This window comes from Ralstonia pickettii (assembly GCF_030582395.1).
Classification (GTDB): Bacteria; Pseudomonadota; Gammaproteobacteria; order Burkholderiales; family Burkholderiaceae; genus Ralstonia; species Ralstonia pickettii_D.
The window spans coordinates 282,580-306,569 of sequence record NZ_CP104383.1 but is presented as its reverse complement, the minus strand read 5'-3'; the positions used below and the strand labels follow the sequence as shown (position 1 = coordinate 306,569).

Below are 23,990 nucleotides of genomic sequence, written 5' to 3'. Positions count from 1 at the left end.
GTCGTGTACGCCCGGGAGTCAGTCGTTCAGGCCACCTGCAGGTCGCCGGCGGCCAGCGCTGGCACGCGTGTCACCATGAAGCGGCGCACCGCGCGCAACCCCTGAGCCGAGTAGAAGGCCTCATTGGCCACGGATATCGGAAGCGCAATTACGTAGCAGGGATTGCCGTTGGCAAACTGGATCTGGGTCGACCCGTTGGGCAGCGCCACGTTGTGCTCGCGCCCACGCAAAAAGACGACTGCCACGGTGGGTTTGCCGGGCTCCTGAAACAGTGCATAGGTGGGTTGAGTCGCCAGCACATCGGCCGGCAGGCCCGGCTCCTCGGGATCGCCTGGGAGGAAAACGCGCCGCTCGTCGGACCAGACGTAGATGCGAAGCGCGCCGGCGTGGCGCATGCCGTCGGGTGCCGCGCCGTTCCACCAATCGCATAGAACGCGCACGGCCGGGTCAGCCTCGTAGTCGCTGCCACGACTGGGCATCTCGCCGCCGGCGGCTGTGAGTGCCTTCACCAGTGCGTCATAGTCACCCGTGACCGTCTGGTTGTCGCAGGCCTGCTCGAGGTCAGCGCGCCGGCGCTTCTTGGCCAGTGAGACCGGAATGCCGTGGAAATCAGCCAGGCTCGTCAGGTTGATGCGCTCGACGATGGGCCGATCTGCATTCCAGATGCCGGACAGCCATTCGTCCGTGCGATACAGCAAAACGAATTTTTGGCCTGCATCCGTTTGCGGAGTGGCCGCGAGCGCCTGTTCGAGGTCGCTTGCCGCAATCTCTGACTCCTTGAACCAGCCCAGGAACGCATCGTCGGGCTGCATGAGCATCAAGAGATCCAGGATCAGCCCTACCTCTTCCGGGTCGCAATAGAGCGACGCAAAACGAAGAGCATTGCTTTCGAGGTTGGGCGAGCGCATGACGACCCCGTACACGCTCTTGTCGTCCCGCTCGCTCAGCACCAGCACCGGCCAGTTCGAGAGGCTGTCCTTGGCAGTCAGGCCCCACTTGACCGGCCAGCTGTCCTTGAGCACGTCGTGCTCTGCAAGGTGCAATTCGGCGGACCGGAAAGGCGATTGGGCCAGCAGCTCGCGCACGATGTCGTCGGGCTCGGCAGCGAACGTGCCGGTAATCGGAACCGGGCGCGCCAATGCATAGTGGACCGTCGCGCTTTTGACATCGCTGTCGTTCGGAACAACGGCCACGTAACGGAACAGGCGTGCGGTGCCGGTCACCCTGTCATGCTGGTCAAACAGCCAATCACGAATTGCCAAGCATTGCGTGTCTTGCATGGGGGGTTCCTTGTTGACGATGTTACCGGTCATCGCCGGCGACTTGAGTGAGCTGAGCGGGGCGCCTGGTTGCATGCGTGCGCCATCGGCAGAGCGGTTCAGTGGAGTCTTCATCACCGGTCTCGATGTGTCGGCGGGAGGCGGGTGTCCGCTACGGGGTGTTTGTTCGGGTTCCATTCGACCAACCGGATACCGTTGGTCGCGTAGTACTCGCGCTTTTCCTGCATCCGCCGGTCGTACTCGCGGTTGCCGGTCATGCCGAGCACTTCGATAACGGTGCGCTGGTCGACATCCTTTAACTCGAAGTCCGGGTGGACTGCGGCGGCGCCCACATGGCGCAGTGGCTTCTCGAACCTGCGCTGCAGGCGAATCAGGTGGTCGGCCATGACTGCCTCGTGCGACGAGTCGCATGGCAGGAAGGACGAGTTGGTCAACATGGCTGCCATGTCGGCGACGTGCAAGTAGCCATTGGCGGTCTTCTCGACGGCCAGGACCGCCACGCTCCGCAAATCCTTGCGGCCGAGACCGGCCAGCGCAGTCGCGTAGGAGCGTGAGACCTTCTGAAACAGCGCATTGGACATGAAATACCGCTGGTGGCTTTGGCGCAGCACCAGCATGCCGCCGTGAGCGCTCGGTTTGAACTCGCCGACCTCGCCGATGATCAGCCCCCGGTGCGTCGTGGTGCCAGCAGTGGTCAGCCGCGCGACGAATGCATCGAACTCGGCAAGGATCTCGGCCTTATGTTCCGGGTCCCACCTGCGCATGATGTGCAGCACATCGGCTGCCGGGCGGCCGTTGATTTTCGCGTCGGCGAACTCGGCACTGAGCATGGACCAGCATGCATTCCAACCGCGGTATCCCTGATCGGCCCACGCGTGCAATCCAGCCGCCTCCCAGGCGTATTCGAGAAATGCGAGGAGAGGTGCCGATCGGCGATGCGCTCGCGGCGCACTGGAGGCCTGGGGTGATCGCGGGCCAGGCTGGCCGGTGCCGGGCTGTGTAACCTCCAAGGACAGATCAAGCTGAATGAGGTGCTTGCCGTTCCGGGTTTGGAATGGGCCCTTGGTTCTTGCCGTCGCCGTGGCGTGGCCTTTGCGTTCCTGAAACGGGCACCCCTGACGATGCTTGTAGTTGGCATCTGGCCAGCGCGCCAGGATGAACGCCGACCGGAGGCGCCGGATGACGAGCTTCGGCCGAGGGGCATGCTCTGTGCAGCCGCACTCGGCGAACCCTTGAATTCGCTTGGCGCGCTCGAGCTGGGTTGTGTAGCGGCCCGGGTTCTCCAGCACCTCAGCAAGGTCGAAGTCGGACGGGCCGATCCGGATCTTGATCATGGTGTGCCCCTTTACACCCCGGCATCCCGGAACATTCTGTGCATGTCAACTTGGATGGCAGTGATGTCCAGGTTGCGCTTGGCGCGCGTGAGTGCGACATAGAGGAGGCGCTTCTCTTCCGTGTCCATCGTGTACTTGCCGTCGTCGTCCGTCTTGAACCTGAAGTCGCCGGCAATGCGGACCGAGTCGTACTCAAGGCCCTTGACCTGATGGATGGTCGAGACCACGTAATCGGCTTCGGACTCTGGGCTGACAGTGCTAAGCAGCTGGCGGACGTAGGGGATGCCTTCATCGTCGATCAGCTTGACGAACGGCTTCAGGTCTCGCCCGGCAAACGAGTCGGCGTAGTCCTGCACCTCCGACCAGTTGGCGAACAGGGATAGCGCGGTCGGATAGTCGGTCCGCTGGCCGCACATCAGCCGTTCGGCGCCGTCCAGGAAGGCCATGATGTCGCGGATATTGGCGCGGATCGCGACCTTTTCGCCGCGTTGGAGACCATCGGCGACATAGGACAGCACCGTTGCATTCTTGCGGCAAAGCACGGCGTTGACCTTCAGCTCGCTCGGCGAGATGTCCTTGTGGATACGCGATGCAATGCTGGCCTGGCCCCTGACGGGCACTTCCTCGTCCATCGTGCGCAGGATGCGGGTCGCCAGCGCAGCGATCGGCTCGCCAAAGCGGAAGGACAGCGTCAGCGCACGCTTCTGCGCCTTGATGTGGTCCATCGCGTTGACGGCACCGCGCCACTCGTAGATCTGTTGGTACGGGTCGCCGACATAGATCACCTGGGCCGATTGGCGTCGAAGCACCGAAAGCATCAGGCCGTTTGCGTCTTGCGACTCATCGAATAGGATGTAGTCGGCAGGGATGGTCGGCCGGCTCAACTGCCACAGCTTGACGTACACGTCGTGGGAGATAGCGCCCGGGGATTGGGGGTTTTGTGATTCCTCCCAGAGCTTGACGACCGAAGGCAGCAGCGCATGGCGTAGCGCTTCAGCCGCTTGCTCGGTGATCAGCGGATCGACCGGGATGTGCCAATCGAGCGGCGTCGGCTTGGCAGAGCCACAGAACCTGGCCAAGCCGTCTCGCACCATCCGGCCAAGCTTGGCGGAGGTCAGTTCAAGGTTCTTCCCGATCGTTGTCGGGACCTTGATAGGCTGTAGGCCGAATCGCTCTGCGAGGAGGTAGTTGGGCTCCAACGGATTACGGAGCTTCCGGGTGATGTCGGCCGATACGGATCTGTATGCCTGGGAGTTGACCGTTCCGCACCGCACGGACAAAGGGAACTTGCGCTTGGCCTCCTCCGCAATGAGGCGATTGAAGGCCAAATAGACACCACGAGCCCGCCCTTTGGCGGTCGAGACGAGGCCTAGGGTGGAGGTCTTGCCGGCGCCCGCACGAGCGTCAACCTTCAACGGTTCGCCATCCAAGGACGCATCAACGACAGCGGTTTGCTCTTCGGTAGGCTGCATGTCAGGCGAGGGTCAGTTGTGTGTCAACGAGAGACGCGCGAAACGCCGCATCCCTCTCCCGGATCGCCGCACGGCGGCGCTCGCCCTCGCCGGTTTGCTGCTCAACTACATAGATGAAGTTGTTGGGAGTGGTGGGGCCACGCCATGCTCGCCACGCTTCCTGGATGTGGGCACGAACGGCCGCCGGTTGGGCGAAGTACATGCTGCGACCTTTGCGCCAGTGTTTGGCCTGGAGCGCGCGCATACGCAGCTCCAGACTGTCGGAACGACGCTGGCGCAGGGCGATTTCGTCAGCGACGGTGCGTTGTGACTCGGCTATGTGCTCGGGAAACAGGGGATAGCGCGCACGCTCGCGGGCCTGCTTGCGAGCGAAAGCGGCCTCGCGGCGCGAGGTAAAATCGATCGGGTAGTAACGGAGATAACGTGTGAAGCGCATGTCGGAAAACCATCGGGATATGGTTCCAAGTTACCGGCATGGCTGCGAAGTCAATGGCGCCGGTTGAGCGAACTGGCCGGTACGATTTTGGGGCGGGCAACGACGATCGAATCAAGCAAAAGCTCGATATTCGCGTGGGCTTTCGCCGCATTCCCACACCACAGCACACGACATGCGAGAAGTTGAAATAGGCGGCCGCCCAAAGGCCGAACCCTGCTCCCAGTTTGGGGAGGCTGAAGACCAGGCACTGGCCAGCATTGAGGCGCAGGCCTTCGCGCGCATGCTGGATCGCGTCTTCTGGTTCCCGGAGCCGCATGTGCTGCGGTTCGAGGCGCGCGTGCATTCGGATTCGCAAGGCATACACCACACTGTGGTGGGGGTTGTTGGGCACGGCGGCGAAGCGTGGTTCAGCGAGGACCTCATTCCAGCTCGTTGGGACTATGTGGCGTTCAAGGAGATTGGCTGGAGCGTCTCCAAGCTACTACGCAACAAGCTCATCGCTGACGGCGTGCTTCGTGAGGACGCACCGGGCCTGCTGGCGGGGTTGATGCCAGACTTCTCAGGGATGCAAGAACCAGAGGAGAAGGACCACTATCGCTGGGCCGTCGTCAATCGCTTGCGGAGCGCTGCAATGACGCGGCCGATGCCAGGAAGGTGGTAGCGGGCTGGGCGCGCGTGCGCGCAGCTGCTGGAAAATGCAGAGCAACTGCGATATTCTGAAACGGTTTGCCGCGTCTACGACGCATCGATTTTGACCGCCATCTGGGCGGCCTACATCTTGTTTCCCCCACAGCTGTAGGGTCCGGTTTCATCTCCGACACTGCACGTGTCGGCCTATCGTTCGCATTCTGCGGCCGGTCTTTCCCTTGAACACCTGAGCGAACTTCGCTACGTCGCGGTGTGCCTACGCACGCCGATTCGTTAGCGCTGGTCGGTCAGGTCGTTCCATCTTCTTCCCCGCTGGGAGCCGTCCCAGCAGGGACGTCTCTCGTCCATTTTCTGGAGACGTTCCATGTTCAACGCCGTTATTCAGCGTTTCAAAGAAGCACAGCTCAAAGCCTTCGAAAGCTACCTGGTGGTGGCTCGTTTCGAACAGGAGGCCTTGCCAATCCTCGATCCATCGTTGCGTGCAACGCGGATCAGGAAAGAAGCTGAGGTAACACACGAGTTCGAGCTGTTCTGTGTGCGAATTGCACGTGCTGTTGTGGAGACTGTGCGCAGCAATGCTTCGACTAGTGTGGCATCGACTATCGATGTGGAATCGGAACTCCGGGTCGCTGAAGCCGACATCAAAGCCGCTCTGGCTATTGGCGCGGTCCCCGACATGGATGCCTTTTGCGCATCGCTGAACCAGCGCTTCAATGTGCGAGTTGGGGCTCTGCAATGAGCAGGGCAGCACAACGCCGGCACCTGGAGACCGCCGACGAACACCAAAAGGCCTTGGTCGATTTGATCAAGGCCTTCGGGTACCGTCACCGCGCAAGCGATGTGTTCTCCGACTTCGTTGAGATGTCCGCACTGAGCCTCAGCAATGCGGTCGATCTCGCTCAGCGAGACGGCCGAGAGGCTCGGTACATGGAGATCGTCAAGAAGTACACCAAAGAAGAAGTGGACCAGTTCCCGAAGATGCTTGGCCACCTCGTGCTCACTTACGAGCGCCGGATGACTGATGTCCTTCCCGGGTCGCCGGCGCCGGTCAGAGTCGCCGGTGGCTTTGGCGATGTGCTTGGTCACACCTACATGCTGCTTGAGCTGGGCAACGATAGGGCGGGGCAGTTTTTCACGCCCTATTCGGTATCCAGCATGATGGCTGCGATGCAGGTCAATGACCATGATCCGGACGTCGCGGAACATGGCTTCATCACCGTGATGGAGCCAACCTGCGGCGCTGGTGGCATGGTGATCGCAATGGCGGAGGCTATGCATCAGGCGGGCCACAACTACCAGACGGCCATGCATGCAACGTGCATCGATATCGATCCACGGTGCGTACACATGACGTATGTGCAGCTGGCCTTGCTCCATATCCCTGCGGTTGTCATCCTTGGCAACTCATTGATGCTTGAGGAGCGCGAGGTTTGGTACACACCAGCGCACGTGCTTGGCGGGTGGAACCGGAAACTGGCTGCGCGTGAGCGTAGCCAGGAAACCTCCCCGCCCGTTGATTCCGAACGCAATTTCGTGCCCGCAGAAATGGGTACGGTCCTGTCGATTCTGGAGGCGATTGAACCGCCGCAAGCGCCGGCCATCATTGAAGCGGTGCCGCAACAGCACGCTGAAATTGCCCGGCAACGTGAGCAATTGTCGTTGTTCTAGGTTGGCCACTGGCCGGCCTCGCGCAAGAGCGGGTCCCCATCTGCGGAGGGGGATCCGCTGTCTGGCACCGCAGACGTGTTTCCGGTATTCTCAAAGCTCACTCCGCGTCTTTGACGCATCGATCTCCTGATCGCAGGACGCGCAGCGTCTCGCGGTTGTCCGAGGGCCAGCGGTTCGGTGGCCCTCGCTTTCATTTTCCATCCCATCGGGAACCTGTTCCCGGTGCGGCAACGGGTTCCCCTTTTCCATCCCTGGAGAACCCACAAATGCAAGAAAACCAACAGAGCGTCACCGTCAAACTCGGCCAAATCCGGCCGGGCAAGAACCCCCGGAAGTACTTCGATCCCGCGAAAATGGCGGAGATCACGGAGTCCATCCGTGAGGATGGCGTAATTCAACCTGTACTGGTGCGCCCTCTTGAGGACGGCACCTACGAACTGGTCGCTGGCGAGCGCCGGTACCGTGGGGCGAAAGCTGCCTGCGGTGACGATTACGACATGCCCGTTGTCATCCGTGAGATGACGGAAGGGGAAGCGCGCCGGCTGGCGCTCATCGAGAACGTTCAGCGCGCCGACATGGCGCCGTCTGAAGAAGCCGTTGCGGCCGCGGACATCGTTGGGGACCTGAAAGGTGACCGCGATGAAGCTGCCCGCCAACTCGGCTGGCCGCGATCGACCCTCGACCGCCGGCTGGCGCTAATGAACTGCAGTCCTGCGGTGCTGGACGCGCTGAACACGCGTTCCATCCAGCTTGGGCATGCCGAGCTGCTTGCGACCCTGACGAAGGAAAAGCAGGACCTGTTCTTGCCGATCATTCTGCAAGAGAAAAAGACGGTGGCGGACCTCAAGAAGGCCATCGAACAAGCTGCCTGCAACCTGAAGGACGCGATCTTCGACAAGAGCGAGTGTGCGACATGCGCGCACAACTCGGAATTGCAGTCGGTGATGTTTTCCGAGGCGATTTCCTCCGGTAGCTGTACCAACCCGACCTGCTACAAGGGCAAGACCGAGACGCAGCTGGAAGGTATCTCGTACGGCCTGAAGGACGAATACCCGGTTATCCGTATCGTCCGCGCTGGCGACAACCACACGCGCGTGCAATTGCAGGTGGAGGGACCGACGGGAGTCGGTGCCGAACAGGCGAAAGCATGTCACGGCTGCCAGAATTTCGGCGCCGCGGTGAGTGGTCTGCCGGACAGCCTGGGCAAGGTCTTCCGTGGTCAGTGTTTTGATCCGTCCTGCAATGCCAAGAAGGTTGCAGCGAGGATCAAGGCCGAGCGCGCTGAAGCGCCGTCTACTGTTAAGGGCCCCAAAGCCGCGCCGGCCAAGGAGGGCGCGGACAAGGGCGGAAAGGCCGAACACGCGGCCACGTCGATTGCCGAGTCGGACAAGGTGAAGACCTACCGACAAGGGGTGTGGCGCAAGGCGCTACGCCGGGAGGTGGCGGCCAACGAAGCAACGGCCAACCACTATCTCCTCGCACTTTCGCTGTCCGGTCATGCACGCACCATCACCAGCGACAAGATGGGGACGCTCTTTGAACGGATCGCGGACGAGACCAGCTCTCCCACCGATCTCTCGAAGAACCTTATCTCTGTGGCCGGCCTGGCTACTGACAAGCGGCTCAATCTGACGATCTCGCTCGCGCTTGCCGCGATCGAAGGAATCGATGTGCCTGTCTTGACGTCGCTCTGCAAGTACCACGCGCTCGACCTGACCAAGCACTGGAACCTTCAGAAATCCAAGGATTTTCTGGAACTCCTGACCAAATCGGAGTTGAAGGCTCTCGCCGACGAGCTGGGCATGCGCAACGCGCTCGGCGATCGCTTTTCCAAGCTGTTCAACCAATCGAAGCTCGAAGTCATTGAGGCCCTCCTCAAGGTAGACGGGTTTGACTACACGGGCAAGGTGCCCAAGGTCTTGAAGTTCTGACCACGCCTCGCTTCCCCATCCCATTCATTTTCAAGGAAATCCCTATGTTTCAAGAACTGGTGCCGCTCGTGAAGGCGAGCGACAAGGTTGTTATCACCCTTTCAATGCAGGGTGACGAGATGACCGTGGTCGTCGCGCCGACCGTCAGCAAGCCGGACGACGCAGCCCTGGTTGCGCCGATTGCTCTGACGGCCACGCCGGCGGAGTTGGATGCTGAGTTTGCCAATGCGATCGGTGGTGTGACGCAGGCCCGCCAGGGTCTCGCCGAACAGGTCGAGTCCACGAAGGCGGTGATTCAAGCGGCTACCGCTGCTCAGTCGAACAAGGCGACCAAGGCCCTCGCGACATCCAATCGCGCCAATCCGAAGTTGCCGGCGCCCAAGTCGAAAGGCATGGACGACGACGATGACGATGGTGTGGTCGATGTTGAGGTCACTGAAACGACGTCCGGTAGCACGAGTTCGTCAGCTAAAGATGCGCAAGGCGACAAAAAATCGTCTGGCACCTCCCTCGCTGATCTGCTCGGTTAAGGAGAAGCCATGGCTATCACCATCAACACGGTCAAGCGCGAGTTTTCCTACAACGGCATGACGCTTGCCGATCCGGGAACGCAGTTCACTCCGGACCAAGTGCGCGACATGTACACCGCCCAGTATCCCGAACTCACCACGGCAGCCGTGGAGGGTCCGGAGTACAAGGGGGAAAACGCTGTGTACAAGTTCGTGCGTGCCGCGGGCGCAAAGGGCAACCATGCGTAAGCGCGATCTGATGAATGCGTTGGCCGATCCGGTCAGCATCAATGGAACTGAGAAACCGCCCGATAGGGCGGTTTTTCTACATGATGAGGAGGTGGAATCGTGTTGTTCGATTCTTGCCAAGGTTTATCAGGCTTCAGTGAAAGCCTCACCGGCGGGGCGGCATGTCGATTCGATTCCCCTGCCGGACATAGAGCTGCCGATGGTTTTCTAACACTCCCGGCCATTTCACAATGCGTTCCAGCGATTGCACGCCTTCGGCATACCGACGAGGGAGACCTTACCGGTCTGATACGGGCGCATTTCGAGGCTGGTCCGCTCTCGCCGCGCGACGCTCGCTCCAGCGGCAATGCTGGTGACATGTTCGCAGAGGCGATGTTCGCGTGGCTGCGGCGACGCACACCGACGTGCAAGCGGCTTCTGTTTGGGTTCGCTTTGCTCGACCAGGCGGCAGCACGCGATCAGGTCGATCAGTTTGGATGGGAGACGGACCTCTCGGCGCCGTTGTACTTGGCGATCGAGTTGCCTCATGAGCAGATCTTCGAGATTGGCGCACGGATGCACCCACTGCAGCGCGCCCACCCCGGGCTCTTGTGCTCTGTGATGGCGCTGATCAACGAAGCGTCCTGCAACTCGCTCTTCTTGCGCACACCGAGTTACTTCCTGGAGATGTTCGCCAGGTGGTGGTGGGATTGGGATGAGGGTGTGTCCGACGAGAACGCGAGGGAGAGTCTTGCTGATCGCCTTGGGGCTGACAGTGAGGACATCGAGCGCTACCTGCCTTCCAATGTTCGTCCGGTCCTGGCGCCGGAAGAAATGTTCCCCGAGCGCGGCAAGCGCAAGGGCCGGAAAGGCCCTCGGCGGTCCGTTCTCAAGAGGTCGGAGGTGCTGGAGCTGGCGCGTTCGTCAAGTCGCTGGATTCAGCGGGTATGCCGCGCGATGCTGCAGCTGGAAGATGCACTGCAGCGCGCCAAGGGCTCGAAGCTCTTCGAACATTCGCAATGGGCCGAACCTGCATATTCGGCCGCTTCCATTGCGGTGTTTTCCGAAGAGTGGATCGGCGAACTGCTGGATGACCATTTCGAATGCATTAGCAATAGCGGAGAGGCGACGATGTACCAGGTGCTGATTCCGCTGGCGAGCGACCCGCAACAGGTGCCCAAGCAGTATGAGGACCTGTCGCGCATGTTCGAGATCGTAAAGGCTCTCGACCAATTACTGACCATCATTTCACGATAGGAGGCCCCATGGCCAAGATCTTGACCGCCAGTCGGTCTCATGACGTGGCCCTGCAAGGGGCCATTTTGCTGTATGGGCCGGCCGAGGGGCAGTTCACATACTCGACGGCACACCGCATCACTCACGAGGCGGGGACTCGAAAGCCTGCAATCGGCCCGGGTGTTCCGCTCAATCGGCGAGCACTCATTCACGCTGTGACCCAGGTTGCTTTGTCAGCGTTGCCGAAGGGCGAGTTCCTGACGCCGAACGTACTGTCCGTGAGCACGCGCGCCGTAACGTGGTGGTGCCCGCCGGCGATTCGCCGGGTGTTCTTTCAATGCAAAGAATTGGGTACGCGCAGTGCGGTAGTGCCGCACCCGGGCTTGGTGTTCCAGGCGGCCAATGACGGGTTCAGCGTGTTTGCCTTGATGGAGGACGTCAGGCCGACGCCGGAATCCATGCTGCACGAGCCGCCGTACTTCAATACGTGGGACGTGGGAAGGATTTGCATCGGCTCTGCGCAGGTTCCGAAGCAGATCGATGTCGCTTCGATTGCCGGTTGGGAAGAAGCCTTCTTCTCGTCGGCCTTCACGCATCCAAACCGCGGCGCCCAACGCGTCAAGTTCGAAAGAGGTGTGTACGCCTTCTGGAAGGAGATGCTCGATGGCAACTTTGCCGAGTACCCGAAGGAAGTGCTCATTCCGTTGAAGAAATCGCTCGGTGATCTCATCGCCGGCAAAGTTGGAGGTTGAAATGCATCCGATGGACATGACGCTGCAAGCGTCTTTCCCGACGATCATGGTGCCGAAATTCGGTAGCCTGACACCATTGTCTGGTAGTGGTGAACGCCTGCTGGTGGGAACCAACGGCGTGTTCCTCGAAGTGGTTCGCCCGTGGCTGCGGGTAGTTCGCAAGATCGCAAGCTACGAAGTCGAAACTGCCGTCCCCTACGGGACTGTCAATGAGGAGACCGAGTTGCCATGCGGTCAACTTCCAGCTGAACTGGTTGGCCAGTTTGGCGAGATGGCGCGTGCGTCGATGCCGAACGAAACCGGTGCTTGGATCGTCTGGAATGGCGTCTCGTGCGAGTTCCGGCTCGTCCCTGTCGCAATCTTGGATCACGGCTCCGGACATCTGCGTTACGACCGGCCGGTGCTGCAGGAAAACGAGCACTTGGTCATGGACTGCCATTCCCATGGCACGTTTGAAGCCTTCTTCTCGGGAACCGACAATCAGGACGACAGGCACGACGTGAAATTTGCGTTCGTGCTGGGCAACTGCGCAAGCATTCGCCCGTCCATGGCGTTAAGGTTGTGCGTCAAGGGCATCTTCGAACGTGTCCACGACATACCGGCCGCCTGGAGGCAGAAGTTCGGCATTCGGGAGGTTGTGTGACCAAAATGACGCATAGCATCCCTCGCGCGATGACAGAGCGGGCATGGCGCATTGCTGTAGTAGGCGCCGGCGGAACGGGGAGTGCGGTTATCCCAAGTCTGGCGCGGCTCCATCACGCCATGCTCGAACTTGGCCATCCCGGTGGTATCGACTGTGTCGTCTATGACGATGACACGGTCAGTGAGAGCAACGTCGGCCGCCAGGGCTTCTATCCAGCGGATGTCGGTCGGCACAAGGCTGCTCTTCTGGTCAATCGGTTGAATGTGCTCATGGGCACCAACTGGCAGGCGGAAGTGCAGCGTATCAATGCCAATGATCGGTTCTGCTGTGATTTGGTCGTTGGATGTGTGGATACGAGGGCGGCGCGAAAGGCCATCCTCAAGGCCATGCAACGCGGCACGGGCGGCTACTATCTCGATTGCGGCAATGAGACCGATCGTGGTCAAGTCATCCTTGGCCAAGTTCGCGGCCGGGCTGAACATCGCCTACCTCACGTCGGCGACCTGTTTCCTGAGCTGATTGATCCGAAGCGCGATGCAAAGGACACGGCGCCGTCTTGTTCGATGGAGGATGCGCTGCGCAAGCAGTCGCTGGTCATCAACCAGGCGATTGCAGTGCAAGCCTTCAATTTGCTTTGGACATTGTTCCGCACCGGGACGCTGCAGTACAGCGGTGTGTTTGTAAATCTCGAAGCGGGGCGCACGAGTCCGCTCCCGGTAGACCCGGAGGCATGGGCGCGATTCGGGTACGTGCCGAGTATGCGCAAGGCGCAGAAGCCGCCGCGAATTGCTGCTTGATTGAACATGGCCATCCTCCGAAGGATGGCCTTTTTTCTTTCTGAGCGGCATTGAGAGTCGACCGGGATGTTGTGCTGCAGCCGCTGCGCGAGGTTGCCTAGGAGTGCGCAGAACGTGCCTCTGGTGCGTGTTCCTTTGCATCGAATATCCTGCCTTCTTATCTCGCGCTTCTCGCGCATCGATTCCGCGCCACACGGTGCTACCAACAGGCCTTGCCACGTTCTTCGGGGCATCTTGGCTTTCATCCCACCGGGAACTCATTCCCGGTGCGGGCATGGGTTGCCTCGCATTGACGCCGAGATAGAGCGCACCAACGCGGAGCTGGATGCGCACATTGCCCAGTCCACGGCTTCCGCCGAGCAGAGCGCGGATCTGCTCGCCCTGCTTGGGCAGGTGAAAGCCAAGAAGGTGCCGTTGCCCGCCCAGGCAGAGGCACAGATCAGGAAGATTGCCGATGTTGCTCGCGAGAGGACAGCATTGAATTCTCGTCGTCAGCAGACCAGTTCAATGCCTTCCAGACAGCAGTTCGTCGGAAGCGACAAGCTGTCCAGCGACAGCGATGATTTTGATCTCTGGCTGTACATGGCGACAGATGTTCCGACCAGCCTGAGAACGCTGCTACTCAGTGCGCTCAACTCGTATCATCATGGCATGCCGACTGATTCACATGGACAATTCTCGGGCGCTGGGACGTCCGGGAACTGGGGCGATGACGCTCCGGATCAGAGAGCCTCGGATGCTGCTGCAGCTGCCATGGGGCTCGAAGCGCTGGCTATCTCGACAGATGACAGTCTCGGGCGCTACTCCTGACACGTTCGAAATCTTGAGCAAGCGGGGACGCGAGATGATCGAAGAGGCGAAGAGCGAGAACGCACCGAGCTTCTTCCTGCCGCCTGGGGGGAGCAGCTACTGCCGGACGCGTCCTCGGTGAAGTGCTCGCAGTGCCAGTGTTCGGATAGTGGGCCGGCCAAGCCCATACCCGATGCCAGCCATTGAATCCGAAGAAAGGCGGCAGAAAAAACAGGGCTCTTGTCGATCATTCTGTTCTGCGCGACAGACATAATCGTGTTGCGGCGGTGCCAAGGTTTGCGCGCACAACGCCGTTGCCCCCAAAGGGTTTGCAACTCCTGACCAGGAACATGTTCCTGGCAGTGCAGAACACACAAGAACCTGGATTTCTCTATGGATTACCTCCTCGGTCATATTTGGCAGATTGTGGGTGCAATCGCAGTGATCAGTATCGCAGCAGCCTACCGCCAAGTGCTCTGGCTGTTTGGCGTCATCATCGTCCCCGATGACAGCATTGGCGTCGTGACGAAGAAATTCGTTCTCTTCGGCTCAAACCGCAGTCTCCCCGACGGGCGCATCTTGGCGCTGACCGGCGAAGCTGGTTACCAGGCGGACACGCTCGCCCCGGGCCTCCATTGGGCGCTCTGGCCGTGGCAGTACGCAGTTGAGCTGAAGAAGTTCGTGACGATCCCGGTGGGGAAGGTTGGGGTCGTCGAAGCCTGTGACGGCCATCCTCTGCCGAGCGGCCGCATTCTTGCGAAACGCATCAACTGCGACATGTTTCAGGACGCGCGGCAGTTCCTCGAGGGAGATGGCCAACGTGGCCCGCAGATCGATGTAATTCCGCCGGGCACGTATCGGGTCAATCCCCTGCTGTTCAAGGTCACGCTCGCGGATACCATCACGATCCCGCCCAGCCAGATCGGCGTCGTGGAAGCCCGTGACGGCTCACCGTTGCCGGCGGGCCGCGTAATCGCCAAGCAGGTAGTGTGTGACTCCTACCAGGATGGCGCTTCGTTCCTGGAAAACGGTGGTGAGCGTGGGCCGCAGAGTGGCATCATCGCCCCGGGTTCCTATCGCATCAACCCGGTACTCTTCGATGTCAATGTGGCCGAAGTGGTGGACATTCCCGACAACAAAGTCGGCATCGTGACTACGCGCGAAGGCAAGCCCTTGGGGCGGGGCGAAATCGCTGGCCCGGAAGTGCCTGACCACAACATGTTCCAGAATCCGCAGGCGTTCATCCAGAACGGGGGCTGCAAGGGTTTGCAGGAACAGGTGCTCCTCGCCGGCCGCTACTTCATCAACCCGCGCTTCGCCACCGTTGACGTCGTCGATATGACCGAGGTACCGATTGCCCACGTCGGCGTGGTGATCGCCTATGTCGGCAACGAGGGACGGGACGTTTCCGGCGATTCCTTCAAGCATGCCAACCTCGTCTCGCGTGGTGAGAAGGGAGTATGGGCCGAGCCGCTCGATCCGGGCAAGTATCCGATCAATCCCTACACCCACAAGATCCGCAATGTGCCGACCGCAAACGTCGTGCTGAACTGGGCGGCAGGGAAATCGGAGGCCCACAAGCTCGACGCCAATCTGTCGACCATCACGGTACGCTCGGCAGATGGCTTCAAGTTCAACCTCGATGTCAGCCAGATCATCCACATTCCGCGCAACGATGCTCCGAAGGTCATTGCCCGATTCGGTGATATGTCCGCGCTGGTGACGCAGGTCCTTGAACCGACCATTGGCAACTACTTCCGTAACAGCGCCCAGGCCTCCGACATCATCGACTTCCTGCGTGAGCGGTCGAAGCGTCAGGACGACGCCCGAAAGGCCATCGGTGACGCGCTGGCTGAGTACAACGTCGGCGCGGTTGACACGCTGATCGGCGACATCGTGCCACCCGAGCAGCTGATGCAGACCCTGACCGACCGGAAGCAGGCCGAGCAGGAGAGAGTCACGTTCGAAACCCAGAAGCAAGCCCAAGCCGTCCGTCAGGAGCTGGAGCAAGCGACGGCCCTGGCCAATACCCAGGCGAAGGTGGTCGACGCAGAGCGTCAGGTGTCCATCTCGGAGTTCAACGCTCGGGCGGCGGTGAAGCAGGCCGAGGGTGAAGCGCAAGCTAAGACGATCAACGCGGAAGCGGACGCCAAGGTGGTCAGGCTGGTGGGTGAAGCGGAGGCCGCGAAGGTCGAGGCCATCGGTACCGCGGAGGCCAGCGTCATCAAGCAGAAGATCGACTCGATGGAGAGCGGCAACTACGCCGTCGTCCAGGTCGCGGAGGCGCTTGCCGGCTCCGGGATGAAGCTGGTGCCGGATGTCGTTGCAACCGGCGGCAGCGGTAGTGGTGGCGGTACTCTCGTGGAAGTGCTGCTGGCCAATCTGATTCGCGATGGCATGCACAAGGGAAGTGGTCTGCCCTTGAATGGCGAGTCAGCGGTCAAGCCCGAAGCCCTCCCGGCCCCCTAAGCCAGCGCGATGAACGCGGGGAGACATAACATCGGGACGGAGCATTGGCGTGGTGCCGGGGCGCCTTTTCTGCGTCAGCGCGCGAAGCGGGGATTGGGCCGACTGTTACTGACGGCCCTGATGTCAGCTCCAAGCGTTGCGCTCGTGTTGGCGGATCAACTGGTTTCGGCCACGCACGAACTGGAGCTGGTGCTCTTCAATACGCTGCTTGCCAGCACGCCGGGCCCGATCGCGGAGGAGGTCTATCGAGCGATCGCCGGTGCCGAGAGCACCATTCGCGTGCTGCAGCGGTCGATGTTTGCGGCTCTTGTCGTGGCCACAGGCTTGGGGGCGGTGGGTGTCTTCCAGGTCTGGCGCGGTCCTCGCAAGCGAGCAGATGAGCCTCGCCGTGCTTAAGCTCCCGGTGATGGCGGCGCCGTGTCGAGTTGAGGTCGTGGGCGTGCCACCAGTGCGCCCACGGCCTTTGCCGTGCGAAGTCGCGCGTCTGCGTTGTGAGAGCGTACGAACGACCATTCGGAATGTCTGGTGCACACAATGAACCCCGAACCCAAGCCCAAAAAGCCACTCAGGTGGCGGATTCTCGCCCTCATGGTGCAATGCGCCGCCGTGGCGATCGCACTGAATGCGGTGCTGGTGCTATTTGGCGTCATCTCGAATCCCGCAGAGCAACGCCGCGAAGTTGATGCCGTGACGTACCGCATCCTGGCGGACGGCTATACGGCGGGCTCACCCGTGTACCGCGCAGCCGTTCGTGATGCGGTGAAAGAGCGTGGGGCGATCATGCTCGCTGATCGGGAGCGGCTGATGGGCATGTGGGCCAAGGCCGCGCCGGTTGGATATGGCGTGCCCGCTGCTATTGGGCCGCGCGAAACCGAGCGAGCGCGCCTTCTGCGCCTTGTGAAAGGCGAATCAAACTAACACTGCCAACAGTTTGCGACTACGTAGACCGGCTAGGAACTTCTTTCGGCGTGTGTGCGCTTCGCGCGTCGGCTACGCAGGTAGAAGGAAAGGGTGAATAAAACAAGGGCGCAGGCTATGCCAACAACACTACTTGGCCAAATCGGATTGGCACTCATCGGAGTGCTCTTCATGTCGGCTTTCAGCCTGGGGGTGATTGCACCATTCAATCGATCGGTTTCATTCGGCGTGATCGCCCTGTGCATTGCGGCGGCAGTCGCATCGTTCGTCATACCGGGATAGGAAAAACGCCGGCTGCGCCGGTAGAAGGAAACAGACCATGTCAATTGCGAACAACAGTACCGATCCGCAGCACCTGCTGGGGCACCTGGCCAGCCAGCCTGTCGCAGCACCGTTCAAAGTGGATTTGTCGAAGCCGACCGACTTGGTTGAAGCGATGTTCGGGCCAGGCGCCAAGATCGTGCATCCGTGCGATGCATTTGCGCGCCGGGCAGGGTGTGCGGACTGGGCGTCTGCGGTGCAGGCGATGAAGGCAGGCAAGGTGCTGGTCGCGCAGGGCCCCAAGGTTGGAAAGTCGATGATGGACCTGATGATGTTCATTGAACAGGTTCGTTCCGAAGGACTCCATTCCTACGCAGACGACCTTGGCCGGATCTGGCTGGGGCTGAAAGAGAACTTTCCGCAGTCCGTGCTCGACCGGCAAGAGCAGGAACAGCATCTGCGTGACCTTCTCATTGGGCGGTAGAAAGAAACATGCCGAGTCGCCGGCCGCCACACTGGGACGAACCACTCTCGCCGCTGTGTGAACACGGCAACGGCTATAGCTGCAAGCATTGCCGCGAAGTGCTTCCTTTCCCGACAGAGCCGTTGCCTCACCAGACCGGGCATCGCCCCAGCGGGAGCAAGCACATTCGCAAGGTGGCGGCCTACAGGACCAGTGATAAGTGCGAAGGAAAGACGCCGGCACCGCGCGGGCTGACGAAATAGGACAACGACGATGAATGCAAAATATGCGCTGCCGGGGTTAGTTGATGCGGTTGGTAGTCTTTTGTGGATGCAGGTTGATCGCTATTCGTTTAGTTCGTACTGGTGGGTTTCAACGCTGATCGCTTTGCTGGTTGCCATGGCCTGGATGGTGGCAGACGGTAAGGCGGAAGGTTGATCGGAAGAACGGATAATGCGTGAGCACGTTGAAATGCAGCTCGGCGAGTGGTTCGTGCGCTTGTTCTGCAAGCTGATCGCACTCGGCGCCGCGATATGCGGGGCTGGTGGCTTCGCGATTATCGGGATGCGGACCATCCTGCCGCTGCTGGATGATGGCAGGTACGTCGAGACCGCGTGCGCAGCCATCGCGTGTGTCGCAGTGCTGTACGGACTCACTCCACTCGCTTTGGCCGTGGACGGATCGCTTCTCCATGCCTTCGGCATGGAGCCGTTGAAAGGGCTTCGACAGGACCCGAATCAAGAGCGATAGAGGGAAAGCCTCGGACGCCTGATCTGATCGTTGCCGCTGTGAAGGCAACAGTCGGACCCGAAAGGGGGTAGCCGGCCGGTGCCTTTTCGGGGATGCTGCGAGTTTTTCAAAATGCGTGTCGACGGCCCCTTTCCGGCGCCAAAGCAAGCTGCTACGATGCCCTTGCTTTCCGCGTCTTAGGCGCATCGATTCACACCAGTCTTTGGCTGGTATCTCTTCTCCCCCCCTTACGGGCCCTCACGCCCGTAGGTGTGATGGGCCCGTTTTTTTCGAGGCCCATCATGTTCAAGTCCTTTTTCTCCGCTGCTCTCGTCGCCTTCTGCGTTCTAGCATCTGGATGCGCTCTTCAATAGAGCTCGCCCGACGTCTACCGCGGCATGGAAGTCATGCGCCGCGGTGATGCCGAGCAGGTCACTGTTGTTCGCGTTCGCAATGTCACGATCACTGGTGACGATGGCTACATGTCCGCATCAAGCGGCATGCCCGGTCTCATCGGGGCAGGCATCAGCGCATTCCTCGGTGGCCGTTCCATCGGTAACGGCAATGGCCGCTATGTCGCCGGCGCAGTCTCCGGCGCCGTGGGCGGTGTGATCACGCAGCAAGTCTCCCAGGTGCTGAACAAGCGCCCGGGCGTAGAAGTCATCGTTCGCACGGATGCTGGGCGAACGTTGGTCGTTACCCAGGATGCCACGCAGCAGTTTGTGGCTCGGGAGCGTCTGTACATGATCTCCAGCGCGGCGGGCTTTCGCCTGACCCGCTGATCCTCTTGGTGGCCGCCGCAAGGCGGTCACCGCCCTGTTGGCGCTGCCAACGCTGCTCCCCCTCCACTCAATGGCCACCCCAACCACAGACGATCTGGCTGTCTATCGTCGGGATCACCGGACGCTGGAAGTCTTCAGCCACCTGACGCGTGGCCGCTGTTCCACCGTCTTCTTCTTCGAATTCAGTTCGCATCCCTCGATCGTTCCGTTCCTGATTCCCAGCTACATGCAGGGCATCACGACGGAGTTGATCCGGGAGGCGGGCCAACAATTCTTGCAACGCGAGGCGGCAGTACTGCCCGTCTAGCCGACCCATCATGAGCGAACAAAATCTCATCCGCTGCACTTCCTCGAAGTACCCAAATCCCGGCGAGGCGAGCGACGCTCTCTCGGGTTCCAGCTGCGTCCCGGGCTTTCGCTTCGGGTATGTCGATCAGGATCACCGAGTGGTGGTGTTCTTCGATGACGCACACCCGGAGAAACCTCTGCCCGAACGCAAGGGGCTGTTGCGCGTCACCGCGCGTGTTCCGCTGCCGCAGCTCCAGCGCTAGTCCGCGGCGCTCCATCCCATAGCAAGCCCGAGAGGGCTTGCCCAACTGCCAACAGTTGGGCAAGCGCTTTTGATCGCGTCACCGACGCATCGAGCTTTGTCTGGCATGCCCAGACCATACCCATCGCGGGACACCGTCCCGCTGGGGTTGGTGTACCGCACTCTTTCATAGGACACCAACGATGAAGATTCCTCAATCCTTTACCCGAAGCCGCTGCCCGTCGAACACGGCCGCCGGCGCAATCCTGCAACGTGATGCTTCACGCGTTCTGCGTCGCGTCGCCAATGACCTGGCGCTGCGTCAACGGGAATATTCGATCCGCACGCGTCGCCAGCGTCGCCGCCTGGTCGACGTCTTCGCGCTGCACACCGACGCGCTGTACTTCGAAATCTCGCACGCGCCGGCGGACCCGAAGGTGTTGGTCCGCTATCGCACCTGCGCCGGCCGTCACGATCTTGGCGGCGGCCGCAACAACGCCGTCTGCCTGGAGTCGCTGGCATCGCCGGAAGGTTACAGCCAGCTTCTGGCCAACCTGCGATTCGTTGCCGGCCGCCGTGGCTAAAGCGAGGCCGCCATGTCCAAACTCATCAAGGTCATTCTGCGCTCGACCAGCGGGGACGAGACATCTGGAAGGGCAGCCATCCAGGCTGACACCGATGTTGTCGTGTTGCCCAACCGGTTGGTGCAGCAGATCGAGTCGGCCAAGGCCGCAGGCGAGGCGTACGTCCTCGTTGCTGCCGAGGATGGCTACGAAATGCCGCTCGTGCACGTCGAAGCGGCGACGTTTCGCTTGAACCGCAAGGGCCGGGCGCGCAAGTCGTTGTGGAGCGTGGTGCGAAGCGCACTTCTCGCGCCAACGCGCGATCAGCGCCAGCAGTACGGTCGTTTCGCTCATACGCTGTCGGCCGCGGCGCTGATCGGTGCTGCCAGCTATTTCAGTGGCAGTCGCGCTTGGACGCTGGGTGCCGTGTCCGATGTCGCTACGTTGATCGCCGTCACTGTTGTACTATTTGTAGTAGGCGCTGTTTTGTCCAAAGGAGACTGACCATGACGCTCGGAATGTTCGCCGCTGTCGTCACGACATTGATCGCGGCATATCTGCTGTGGGCCGACCGACGTGGTCGTCAGCTCAACAACGACTAGCGATTGCTCGACGCTGGCCCAGCCAGCCACACCAAATGACGCACCCATTCGTGGGTGCGTTTTTTTTGCCGTTTCGGCTTTGGCCGAAGCGGCAAAAGCCCTCTTAAGGAGGCTCAACCATGATTTCAATCCGTTCACCCGAATGCCAGGCGTTGGCATACAACTGTAAGCTTGACCCCCTCGGGGCAAGCGTTCTCATGTCGCTCTCGCGCGTCTTGTCGTCGGTTGACCCGATCGGCAGCCGGGAGCTGCAGGAGCGTGCCGAATGGGCGGCAGAACTTGCAGGAATGCAGGCCATCGATAGCGACCGCATTCCGGTCTTTGTAGCCGATGGCGGCTCGCTTGAGATGCACTTTCGCGATGGCCGCCGGCAGGGAAAGGAAGATGACGAATACGCCGAGCGTCACCCACCGACCGTTTGGTTTGGCAGGTGGCGAATGGACTTTGACGGTCTGCGCGAAACACGCGCGAGCGTTGCGCAGTCGCCAGCAGGCTACCTCCCGGGGCTGGAAGTCTCGTACCAAGGCGGAGATTGCGACGTGCATTACGGTGAAGCCGTGCCGACGCTTGAAGAGGCTGTTGCAGTCGCAAAGGAGCGCGAGAGCAATTGGCACCAGGCTGACGATTAAATCTCCACCTCAAGTCGCAGGATGGTCGTCAGTCATTGACGCCGCCGCATCACCATTTCATCCAACAACCCACGCGGGGTGCGTCCCCGATGGGGCACTCCGCGTACAACAAGGAGTTCTCCATGGGCCATCAAGTCGTCGGTGCCGGCTTGGCATCATTCCCAGCGGGCGTGACGATCGCCGTGCAGCTCTACACGGATATGCACGTCGCAGTTCATCTGCACGCGGCGGACGACGGTCTGCGCTATGCCTCGTTGTCCACCAACATCCGGCACGCTCCGCTCGCAGACGACGAGTTTGCATTTTCTTCGGGGCTGGTGCCGCAGGATATGTGCCAAGCACTGCTGCACACGGGCGCGTTTGCTGATACCGGGCGCGTCATTCGCAGCGGCTATGCGACGTTCCCCATCTGGCGCATTGCCGACGAGCAACTGATCGGCCAAGTCGTCGCGATGCGTGTCGACGCTGCTGCCGCGACAAAGAGGCGCCGCAAGTCGCACTGACGCGCGGCCTTCAATTCCTTCCATCCCACCAGGGGCAATCGCCCCGGTGGGGCGCGTTGCCCCAGTCCTTATTGGAGCAACGTTCATGTACATCATCACCATCAACCATACGAAGACCGAGACCCGCACAACGATGGCCGGCGTCTTGGCCCTCCTGAACGCCGACAAATCGATTCCGCGCAAATTCACCGCGGACTCGTTCACTGTACATACCGTCGAAAATGGTCCAATCCCCGTCGTTGGTCTGCCACGCGGCCGAATCGGGCTGCGTCCCGACGGCACGGTGCACGAGATCCTCTTGCACGTGATCACCGAAGTCGAGCGGATCATCCTGAAACCGGACGGCAAGCTGCTGCGGCCCTACGAGGTCAGCTTTGAATCCTGGGAAGCTGTCCTTGCCGCAAGCGCGCTGGCCTACGAGAGCGAATACCTGATCGATCCTGAACGCCTGAAGGAGGGCTCGCTTTTCTCGGAGTTCCAAGTCGAGAGTCCGCAGCGCTTCATCACGGACGAGCTACTTCGCCGGTTTGGCTTCGGAACAGGCGGGCCACACGCCTATCCGGGCGGAGGGGCGTGCAAGGGGCATGAATGGCACGTCGCCTACGCGCTACAACGTGGCGAGCGCGTCAAGGATTGCATCCTCAACTTCTACCGTCACACGAGCACGGCGATCCCTCACGGCTTGGAATGGCTGAACGCTCTCATTGAGTTCCCAGTGCTACGCGGCGCGCTGCCGGCGGAGACGCTGCGGGACCTGTGTGATGTGCTCAGACGCGAGAAGATGGCGATGACCGAGCAAAACGTGTCGAAGCTGCTCGCCATCGTTCGGGCCTTGCCGGTCGGTAGCTCCTATATCGACATCGACGACGCGTTCTACGACGCGAAGATCCTCGGCCCACTCACGGCGCCGACACTTCAGCTCGCAGAGGGGCCTGACGCAGAGCCGCTTTCGCCGTTGGCCAAGCGCGTGACGGAGTGCGTCAACGAGAGCGTGTATGAGAAGACGGTGGCGCGGCTTCGGCAGGAGCGGGAGGACGGTAACCTTTCGAAGCGCCGTTTCGAGCTGCAGATGATGATGGCCGAGCGCCAACGCAATTGCAGAAACTACCACTACGGCAACATGATTGCCTCGCTGTTGTTGGAGCGTAATGTCGCTGGGCTGCTCGAGATTCTGGACCAGCCCAACAACAAATCGAGCAAGCGCGCCATTCGTGAAGTCATCGGGGTCAACCTGCTGACGGTAACGGGAGCAGCGCGCCGGCGCGCCATCTTCAGCATGTGCGGGTTCGCCCAGCAGGAGCAGGACGTGTGGGAGCAGCATGCGGCCGAGGCCAAGGCGGAGAAGCGCCGCATTGAGGCCATGGAGCAGGCAAAGAAGACTGCTGAGTCGGTACGCTATTCCGTCGGCGGTGGGCAGGTCATGACCGGCAAGCAGTACGTCGACCTGTGCATCGCGGAAGGCTTCTCGCAGATTGTTCCTTCGCGGCGCGGCAATGCTGTCAGCTACCTCTTCGTCGATCCGAAGCGCGACCTGGGCAGGCCACTGAAGGTGAAGGACGGCACCCTGGACTATGCACGCGCTTGCTTGAGTACACCGGCAGAGCGTGTGCCGGCGTACGCCTGACGCCAATCTCTTTCACGCGCCAGTCCCTGCCCCTCCATCACGGGGGCAGGGCGGCCGTTTCTACCCCCTTGCGCGTGTGGCGCCGCGCCGCGCAACCTGCTAACCTCTCCTTGCTGAAAAGCGCTGTTCGGACTGGCCTGAGCCAACCCAAACACTGTTTTTCCTCGCGTCTCCGACGCATCGATCCAACGCCGG

30 protein-coding genes are annotated in these 23,990 nt (G+C 60.9%); 26 read left to right on the top strand and 4 right to left on the bottom strand.

Features of this window, described 5'->3' with window-relative positions; all coding sequences use genetic code 11:
* Positions 1-26 precede the first annotated feature (26 nt).
* The 4 genes from N5B55_RS25140 to N5B55_RS25125 are packed head-to-tail and all read right to left on the bottom strand — an operon-like array spanning position 27 to position 4,522.
* Positions 27-1,394, bottom strand: coding sequence for a hypothetical protein (locus tag N5B55_RS25140; protein WP_012755744.1), 1,368 nt, complete (start codon positions 1,392-1,394; stop codon positions 27-29).
* A complete protein-coding gene (locus N5B55_RS25135; RefSeq protein ID WP_012435668.1) occupies positions 1,394-2,614 on the bottom strand; it encodes a DUF1173 family protein in 1,221 nt (406 codons plus the stop codon). Before N5B55_RS25135 ends, N5B55_RS25140 begins: the two co-directional genes overlap by 1 nt.
* Before the next feature lie 11 nt (positions 2,615-2,625).
* Complete coding sequence (locus N5B55_RS25130) at positions 2,626-4,086, bottom strand: 3'-5' exonuclease (RefSeq protein ID WP_012435669.1); 1,461 nt, start codon at positions 4,084-4,086, stop codon at positions 2,626-2,628.
* A 1-nt stretch (position 4,087) separates the two neighbouring features.
* On the bottom strand, positions 4,088-4,522 hold the full coding sequence (locus tag N5B55_RS25125; protein ID WP_012435670.1) for a hypothetical protein: 435 nt from the start codon (positions 4,520-4,522) through the stop codon (positions 4,088-4,090).
* Between the two features lie 172 nt (positions 4,523-4,694).
* Between N5B55_RS25125 and N5B55_RS25120 the strand changes: the two genes are divergently transcribed.
* The 26 genes from N5B55_RS25120 (at position 4,695) to N5B55_RS24995 (ending at position 23,795) form a co-directional block, all read left to right on the top strand.
* The gene (locus N5B55_RS25120; RefSeq protein WP_012435671.1) at positions 4,695-5,183 is read left to right on the top strand and encodes a hypothetical protein; all 489 of its coding nucleotides are present in this window, start codon (positions 4,695-4,697) and stop codon (positions 5,181-5,183) included.
* A gap of 351 nt (positions 5,184-5,534) precedes the next feature.
* On the top strand, positions 5,535-5,909 hold the full coding sequence (locus N5B55_RS25115) for a hypothetical protein (RefSeq protein WP_012435674.1): 375 nt from the start codon (positions 5,535-5,537) through the stop codon (positions 5,907-5,909).
* On the top strand, positions 5,906-6,838 hold the full coding sequence (locus N5B55_RS25110) for an N-6 DNA methylase (RefSeq protein ID WP_012435675.1): 933 nt from the start codon (positions 5,906-5,908) through the stop codon (positions 6,836-6,838). The genes N5B55_RS25115 and N5B55_RS25110 overlap by 4 nt, the downstream gene beginning before the upstream one ends.
* Positions 6,839-7,104: 266 nt before the next feature.
* The gene (locus tag N5B55_RS25105; RefSeq protein WP_012435676.1) at positions 7,105-8,769 is read left to right on the top strand and encodes a PRTRC system ParB family protein; all 1,665 of its coding nucleotides are present in this window, start codon (positions 7,105-7,107) and stop codon (positions 8,767-8,769) included.
* 44 nt (positions 8,770-8,813) lie between these two features.
* Entirely contained in the window at positions 8,814-9,299 is a 486-nt protein-coding gene (locus tag N5B55_RS25100) for a PRTRC system protein E (RefSeq protein ID WP_012435677.1), read from the top strand.
* 9 nt (positions 9,300-9,308) lie between these two features.
* Complete coding sequence (locus tag N5B55_RS25095) at positions 9,309-9,527, top strand: PRTRC system protein C (protein WP_012435678.1); 219 nt, start codon at positions 9,309-9,311, stop codon at positions 9,525-9,527.
* Complete coding sequence (locus N5B55_RS25090; RefSeq protein WP_012435679.1) at positions 9,520-9,738, top strand: hypothetical protein; 219 nt, start codon at positions 9,520-9,522, stop codon at positions 9,736-9,738. Before N5B55_RS25095 ends, N5B55_RS25090 begins: the two co-directional genes overlap by 8 nt.
* Positions 9,739-9,749: 11 nt before the next feature.
* Complete coding sequence (locus N5B55_RS25085) at positions 9,750-10,763, top strand: PRTRC system protein F (protein ID WP_225694731.1); 1,014 nt, start codon at positions 9,750-9,752, stop codon at positions 10,761-10,763.
* An 8-nt stretch (positions 10,764-10,771) separates the two neighbouring features.
* On the top strand, positions 10,772-11,494 hold the full coding sequence (locus N5B55_RS25080) for a PRTRC system protein B (RefSeq protein ID WP_012435681.1): 723 nt from the start codon (positions 10,772-10,774) through the stop codon (positions 11,492-11,494).
* 1 nt (position 11,495) lies between these two features.
* On the top strand, positions 11,496-12,137 hold the full coding sequence (locus tag N5B55_RS25075) for a PRTRC system protein A (RefSeq protein WP_012435682.1): 642 nt from the start codon (positions 11,496-11,498) through the stop codon (positions 12,135-12,137).
* Between the two features lie 5 nt (positions 12,138-12,142).
* Complete coding sequence (locus N5B55_RS25070) at positions 12,143-12,934, top strand: PRTRC system ThiF family protein (RefSeq protein ID WP_029674028.1); 792 nt, start codon at positions 12,143-12,145, stop codon at positions 12,932-12,934.
* A gap of 279 nt (positions 12,935-13,213) precedes the next feature.
* Complete coding sequence (locus N5B55_RS25065; RefSeq protein WP_021197371.1) at positions 13,214-13,744, top strand: hypothetical protein; 531 nt, start codon at positions 13,214-13,216, stop codon at positions 13,742-13,744.
* A 372-nt stretch (positions 13,745-14,116) separates the two neighbouring features.
* Positions 14,117-16,192: an SPFH domain-containing protein gene (locus N5B55_RS25060; RefSeq protein ID WP_012435685.1), complete on the top strand. Its 2,076-nt coding sequence runs from the start codon at positions 14,117-14,119 to the stop codon at positions 16,190-16,192.
* A 120-nt stretch (positions 16,193-16,312) separates the two neighbouring features.
* Positions 16,313-16,588 carry a hypothetical protein gene (locus N5B55_RS25055; RefSeq protein WP_225694722.1) on the top strand — a complete coding sequence of 92 codons (276 nt, stop codon included), beginning with the start codon at positions 16,313-16,315 and terminating at the stop codon, positions 16,586-16,588.
* Between the two features lie 138 nt (positions 16,589-16,726).
* Positions 16,727-17,110 (top strand): hypothetical protein, encoded by a 384-nt coding sequence (locus N5B55_RS25050; protein ID WP_012435687.1) that lies wholly within the window; start codon positions 16,727-16,729, stop codon positions 17,108-17,110.
* Positions 17,111-17,429: 319 nt separating this feature from the next.
* Positions 17,430-17,855, top strand: a complete 426-nt coding sequence (locus N5B55_RS25045; RefSeq protein WP_012435688.1) for a hypothetical protein — start codon at positions 17,430-17,432, stop codon at positions 17,853-17,855.
* A 252-nt stretch (positions 17,856-18,107) separates the two neighbouring features.
* The gene (locus N5B55_RS25040; protein WP_012435690.1) at positions 18,108-18,272 is read left to right on the top strand and encodes a hypothetical protein; all 165 of its coding nucleotides are present in this window, start codon (positions 18,108-18,110) and stop codon (positions 18,270-18,272) included.
* 15 nt (positions 18,273-18,287) lie between these two features.
* On the top strand, positions 18,288-18,584 hold the full coding sequence (locus N5B55_RS25035; protein ID WP_012435691.1) for a hypothetical protein: 297 nt from the start codon (positions 18,288-18,290) through the stop codon (positions 18,582-18,584).
* A 377-nt stretch (positions 18,585-18,961) separates the two neighbouring features.
* Positions 18,962-19,345 (top strand): glycine zipper 2TM domain-containing protein, encoded by a 384-nt coding sequence (locus N5B55_RS25030; RefSeq protein WP_012435692.1) that lies wholly within the window; start codon positions 18,962-18,964, stop codon positions 19,343-19,345.
* Positions 19,346-19,415: 70 nt separating this feature from the next.
* Positions 19,416-19,652, top strand: a complete 237-nt coding sequence (locus N5B55_RS25025) for a hypothetical protein (protein WP_012435693.1) — start codon at positions 19,416-19,418, stop codon at positions 19,650-19,652.
* A 10-nt stretch (positions 19,653-19,662) separates the two neighbouring features.
* Complete coding sequence (locus N5B55_RS25020) at positions 19,663-19,896, top strand: hypothetical protein (RefSeq protein ID WP_012435694.1); 234 nt, start codon at positions 19,663-19,665, stop codon at positions 19,894-19,896.
* Positions 19,897-20,077: 181 nt separating this feature from the next.
* Entirely contained in the window at positions 20,078-20,458 is a 381-nt protein-coding gene (locus N5B55_RS25015) for a hypothetical protein (RefSeq protein WP_012435695.1), read from the top strand.
* A 12-nt stretch (positions 20,459-20,470) separates the two neighbouring features.
* The gene (locus tag N5B55_RS25010) at positions 20,471-20,941 is read left to right on the top strand and encodes a hypothetical protein (RefSeq protein WP_012435696.1); all 471 of its coding nucleotides are present in this window, start codon (positions 20,471-20,473) and stop codon (positions 20,939-20,941) included.
* 295 nt (positions 20,942-21,236) lie between these two features.
* The gene (locus N5B55_RS25005; protein WP_021197375.1) at positions 21,237-21,668 is read left to right on the top strand and encodes a hypothetical protein; all 432 of its coding nucleotides are present in this window, start codon (positions 21,237-21,239) and stop codon (positions 21,666-21,668) included.
* A gap of 122 nt (positions 21,669-21,790) precedes the next feature.
* Positions 21,791-22,171 carry a hypothetical protein gene (locus N5B55_RS25000; protein WP_012435699.1) on the top strand — a complete coding sequence of 127 codons (381 nt, stop codon included), beginning with the start codon at positions 21,791-21,793 and terminating at the stop codon, positions 22,169-22,171.
* A gap of 85 nt (positions 22,172-22,256) precedes the next feature.
* Positions 22,257-23,795 (top strand): hypothetical protein, encoded by a 1,539-nt coding sequence (locus tag N5B55_RS24995; protein ID WP_012435700.1) that lies wholly within the window; start codon positions 22,257-22,259, stop codon positions 23,793-23,795.
* Positions 23,796-23,990 lie beyond the last annotated feature (195 nt).

Bases quoted from the DNA above. Each gene is read 5' to 3' on its own strand.
- N5B55_RS25120 (WP_012435671.1), top strand. From the start codon at position 4,695: ATGCGAGAAGTTGAAATAGGCGGCCGCCCAAAGGCCGAACCCTGCTCC.
- N5B55_RS25125 (WP_012435670.1), bottom strand. From the start codon at position 4,522: ATGCGCTTCACACGTTATCTCCGTTACTACCCGATCGATTTTACCTCG.
- N5B55_RS25035 (WP_012435691.1), top strand. From the start codon at position 18,288: ATGCGTGAGCACGTTGAAATGCAGCTCGGCGAGTGGTTCGTGCGCTTG.
- N5B55_RS25005 (WP_021197375.1), top strand. From the start codon at position 21,237: ATGTCGCTCTCGCGCGTCTTGTCGTCGGTTGACCCGATCGGCAGCCGG.
- N5B55_RS25105 (WP_012435676.1), top strand. From the start codon at position 7,105: ATGCAAGAAAACCAACAGAGCGTCACCGTCAAACTCGGCCAAATCCGG.
- N5B55_RS25030 (WP_012435692.1), top strand. From the start codon at position 18,962: ATGGAAGTCATGCGCCGCGGTGATGCCGAGCAGGTCACTGTTGTTCGC.
- N5B55_RS25095 (WP_012435678.1), top strand. From the start codon at position 9,309: ATGGCTATCACCATCAACACGGTCAAGCGCGAGTTTTCCTACAACGGC.
- N5B55_RS25090 (WP_012435679.1), top strand. From the start codon at position 9,520: ATGCGTAAGCGCGATCTGATGAATGCGTTGGCCGATCCGGTCAGCATC.
- N5B55_RS25135 (WP_012435668.1), bottom strand. From the start codon at position 2,614: ATGATCAAGATCCGGATCGGCCCGTCCGACTTCGACCTTGCTGAGGTG.
- N5B55_RS25070 (WP_029674028.1), top strand. From the start codon at position 12,143: ATGACGCATAGCATCCCTCGCGCGATGACAGAGCGGGCATGGCGCATT.
- N5B55_RS25100 (WP_012435677.1), top strand. From the start codon at position 8,814: ATGTTTCAAGAACTGGTGCCGCTCGTGAAGGCGAGCGACAAGGTTGTT.
- N5B55_RS25040 (WP_012435690.1), top strand. From the start codon at position 18,108: ATGAATGCAAAATATGCGCTGCCGGGGTTAGTTGATGCGGTTGGTAGT.
- N5B55_RS25025 (WP_012435693.1), top strand. From the start codon at position 19,416: ATGGCCACCCCAACCACAGACGATCTGGCTGTCTATCGTCGGGATCAC.
- N5B55_RS25080 (WP_012435681.1), top strand. From the start codon at position 10,772: ATGGCCAAGATCTTGACCGCCAGTCGGTCTCATGACGTGGCCCTGCAA.
- N5B55_RS25060 (WP_012435685.1), top strand. From the start codon at position 14,117: ATGGATTACCTCCTCGGTCATATTTGGCAGATTGTGGGTGCAATCGCA.
- N5B55_RS25130 (WP_012435669.1), bottom strand. From the start codon at position 4,086: ATGCAGCCTACCGAAGAGCAAACCGCTGTCGTTGATGCGTCCTTGGAT.
- N5B55_RS25000 (WP_012435699.1), top strand. From the start codon at position 21,791: ATGGGCCATCAAGTCGTCGGTGCCGGCTTGGCATCATTCCCAGCGGGC.
- N5B55_RS25010 (WP_012435696.1), top strand. From the start codon at position 20,471: ATGTCCAAACTCATCAAGGTCATTCTGCGCTCGACCAGCGGGGACGAG.
- N5B55_RS25045 (WP_012435688.1), top strand. From the start codon at position 17,430: ATGTCAATTGCGAACAACAGTACCGATCCGCAGCACCTGCTGGGGCAC.
- N5B55_RS25115 (WP_012435674.1), top strand. From the start codon at position 5,535: ATGTTCAACGCCGTTATTCAGCGTTTCAAAGAAGCACAGCTCAAAGCC.
- N5B55_RS25050 (WP_012435687.1), top strand. From the start codon at position 16,727: ATGAACCCCGAACCCAAGCCCAAAAAGCCACTCAGGTGGCGGATTCTC.
- N5B55_RS25140 (WP_012755744.1), bottom strand. From the start codon at position 1,394: ATGAAGACTCCACTGAACCGCTCTGCCGATGGCGCACGCATGCAACCA.
- N5B55_RS25110 (WP_012435675.1), top strand. From the start codon at position 5,906: ATGAGCAGGGCAGCACAACGCCGGCACCTGGAGACCGCCGACGAACAC.
- N5B55_RS25020 (WP_012435694.1), top strand. From the start codon at position 19,663: ATGAGCGAACAAAATCTCATCCGCTGCACTTCCTCGAAGTACCCAAAT.
- N5B55_RS24995 (WP_012435700.1), top strand. From the start codon at position 22,257: ATGTACATCATCACCATCAACCATACGAAGACCGAGACCCGCACAACG.
- N5B55_RS25015 (WP_012435695.1), top strand. From the start codon at position 20,078: ATGAAGATTCCTCAATCCTTTACCCGAAGCCGCTGCCCGTCGAACACG.
- N5B55_RS25075 (WP_012435682.1), top strand. From the start codon at position 11,496: ATGCATCCGATGGACATGACGCTGCAAGCGTCTTTCCCGACGATCATG.
- N5B55_RS25055 (WP_225694722.1), top strand. From the start codon at position 16,313: ATGTCAGCTCCAAGCGTTGCGCTCGTGTTGGCGGATCAACTGGTTTCG.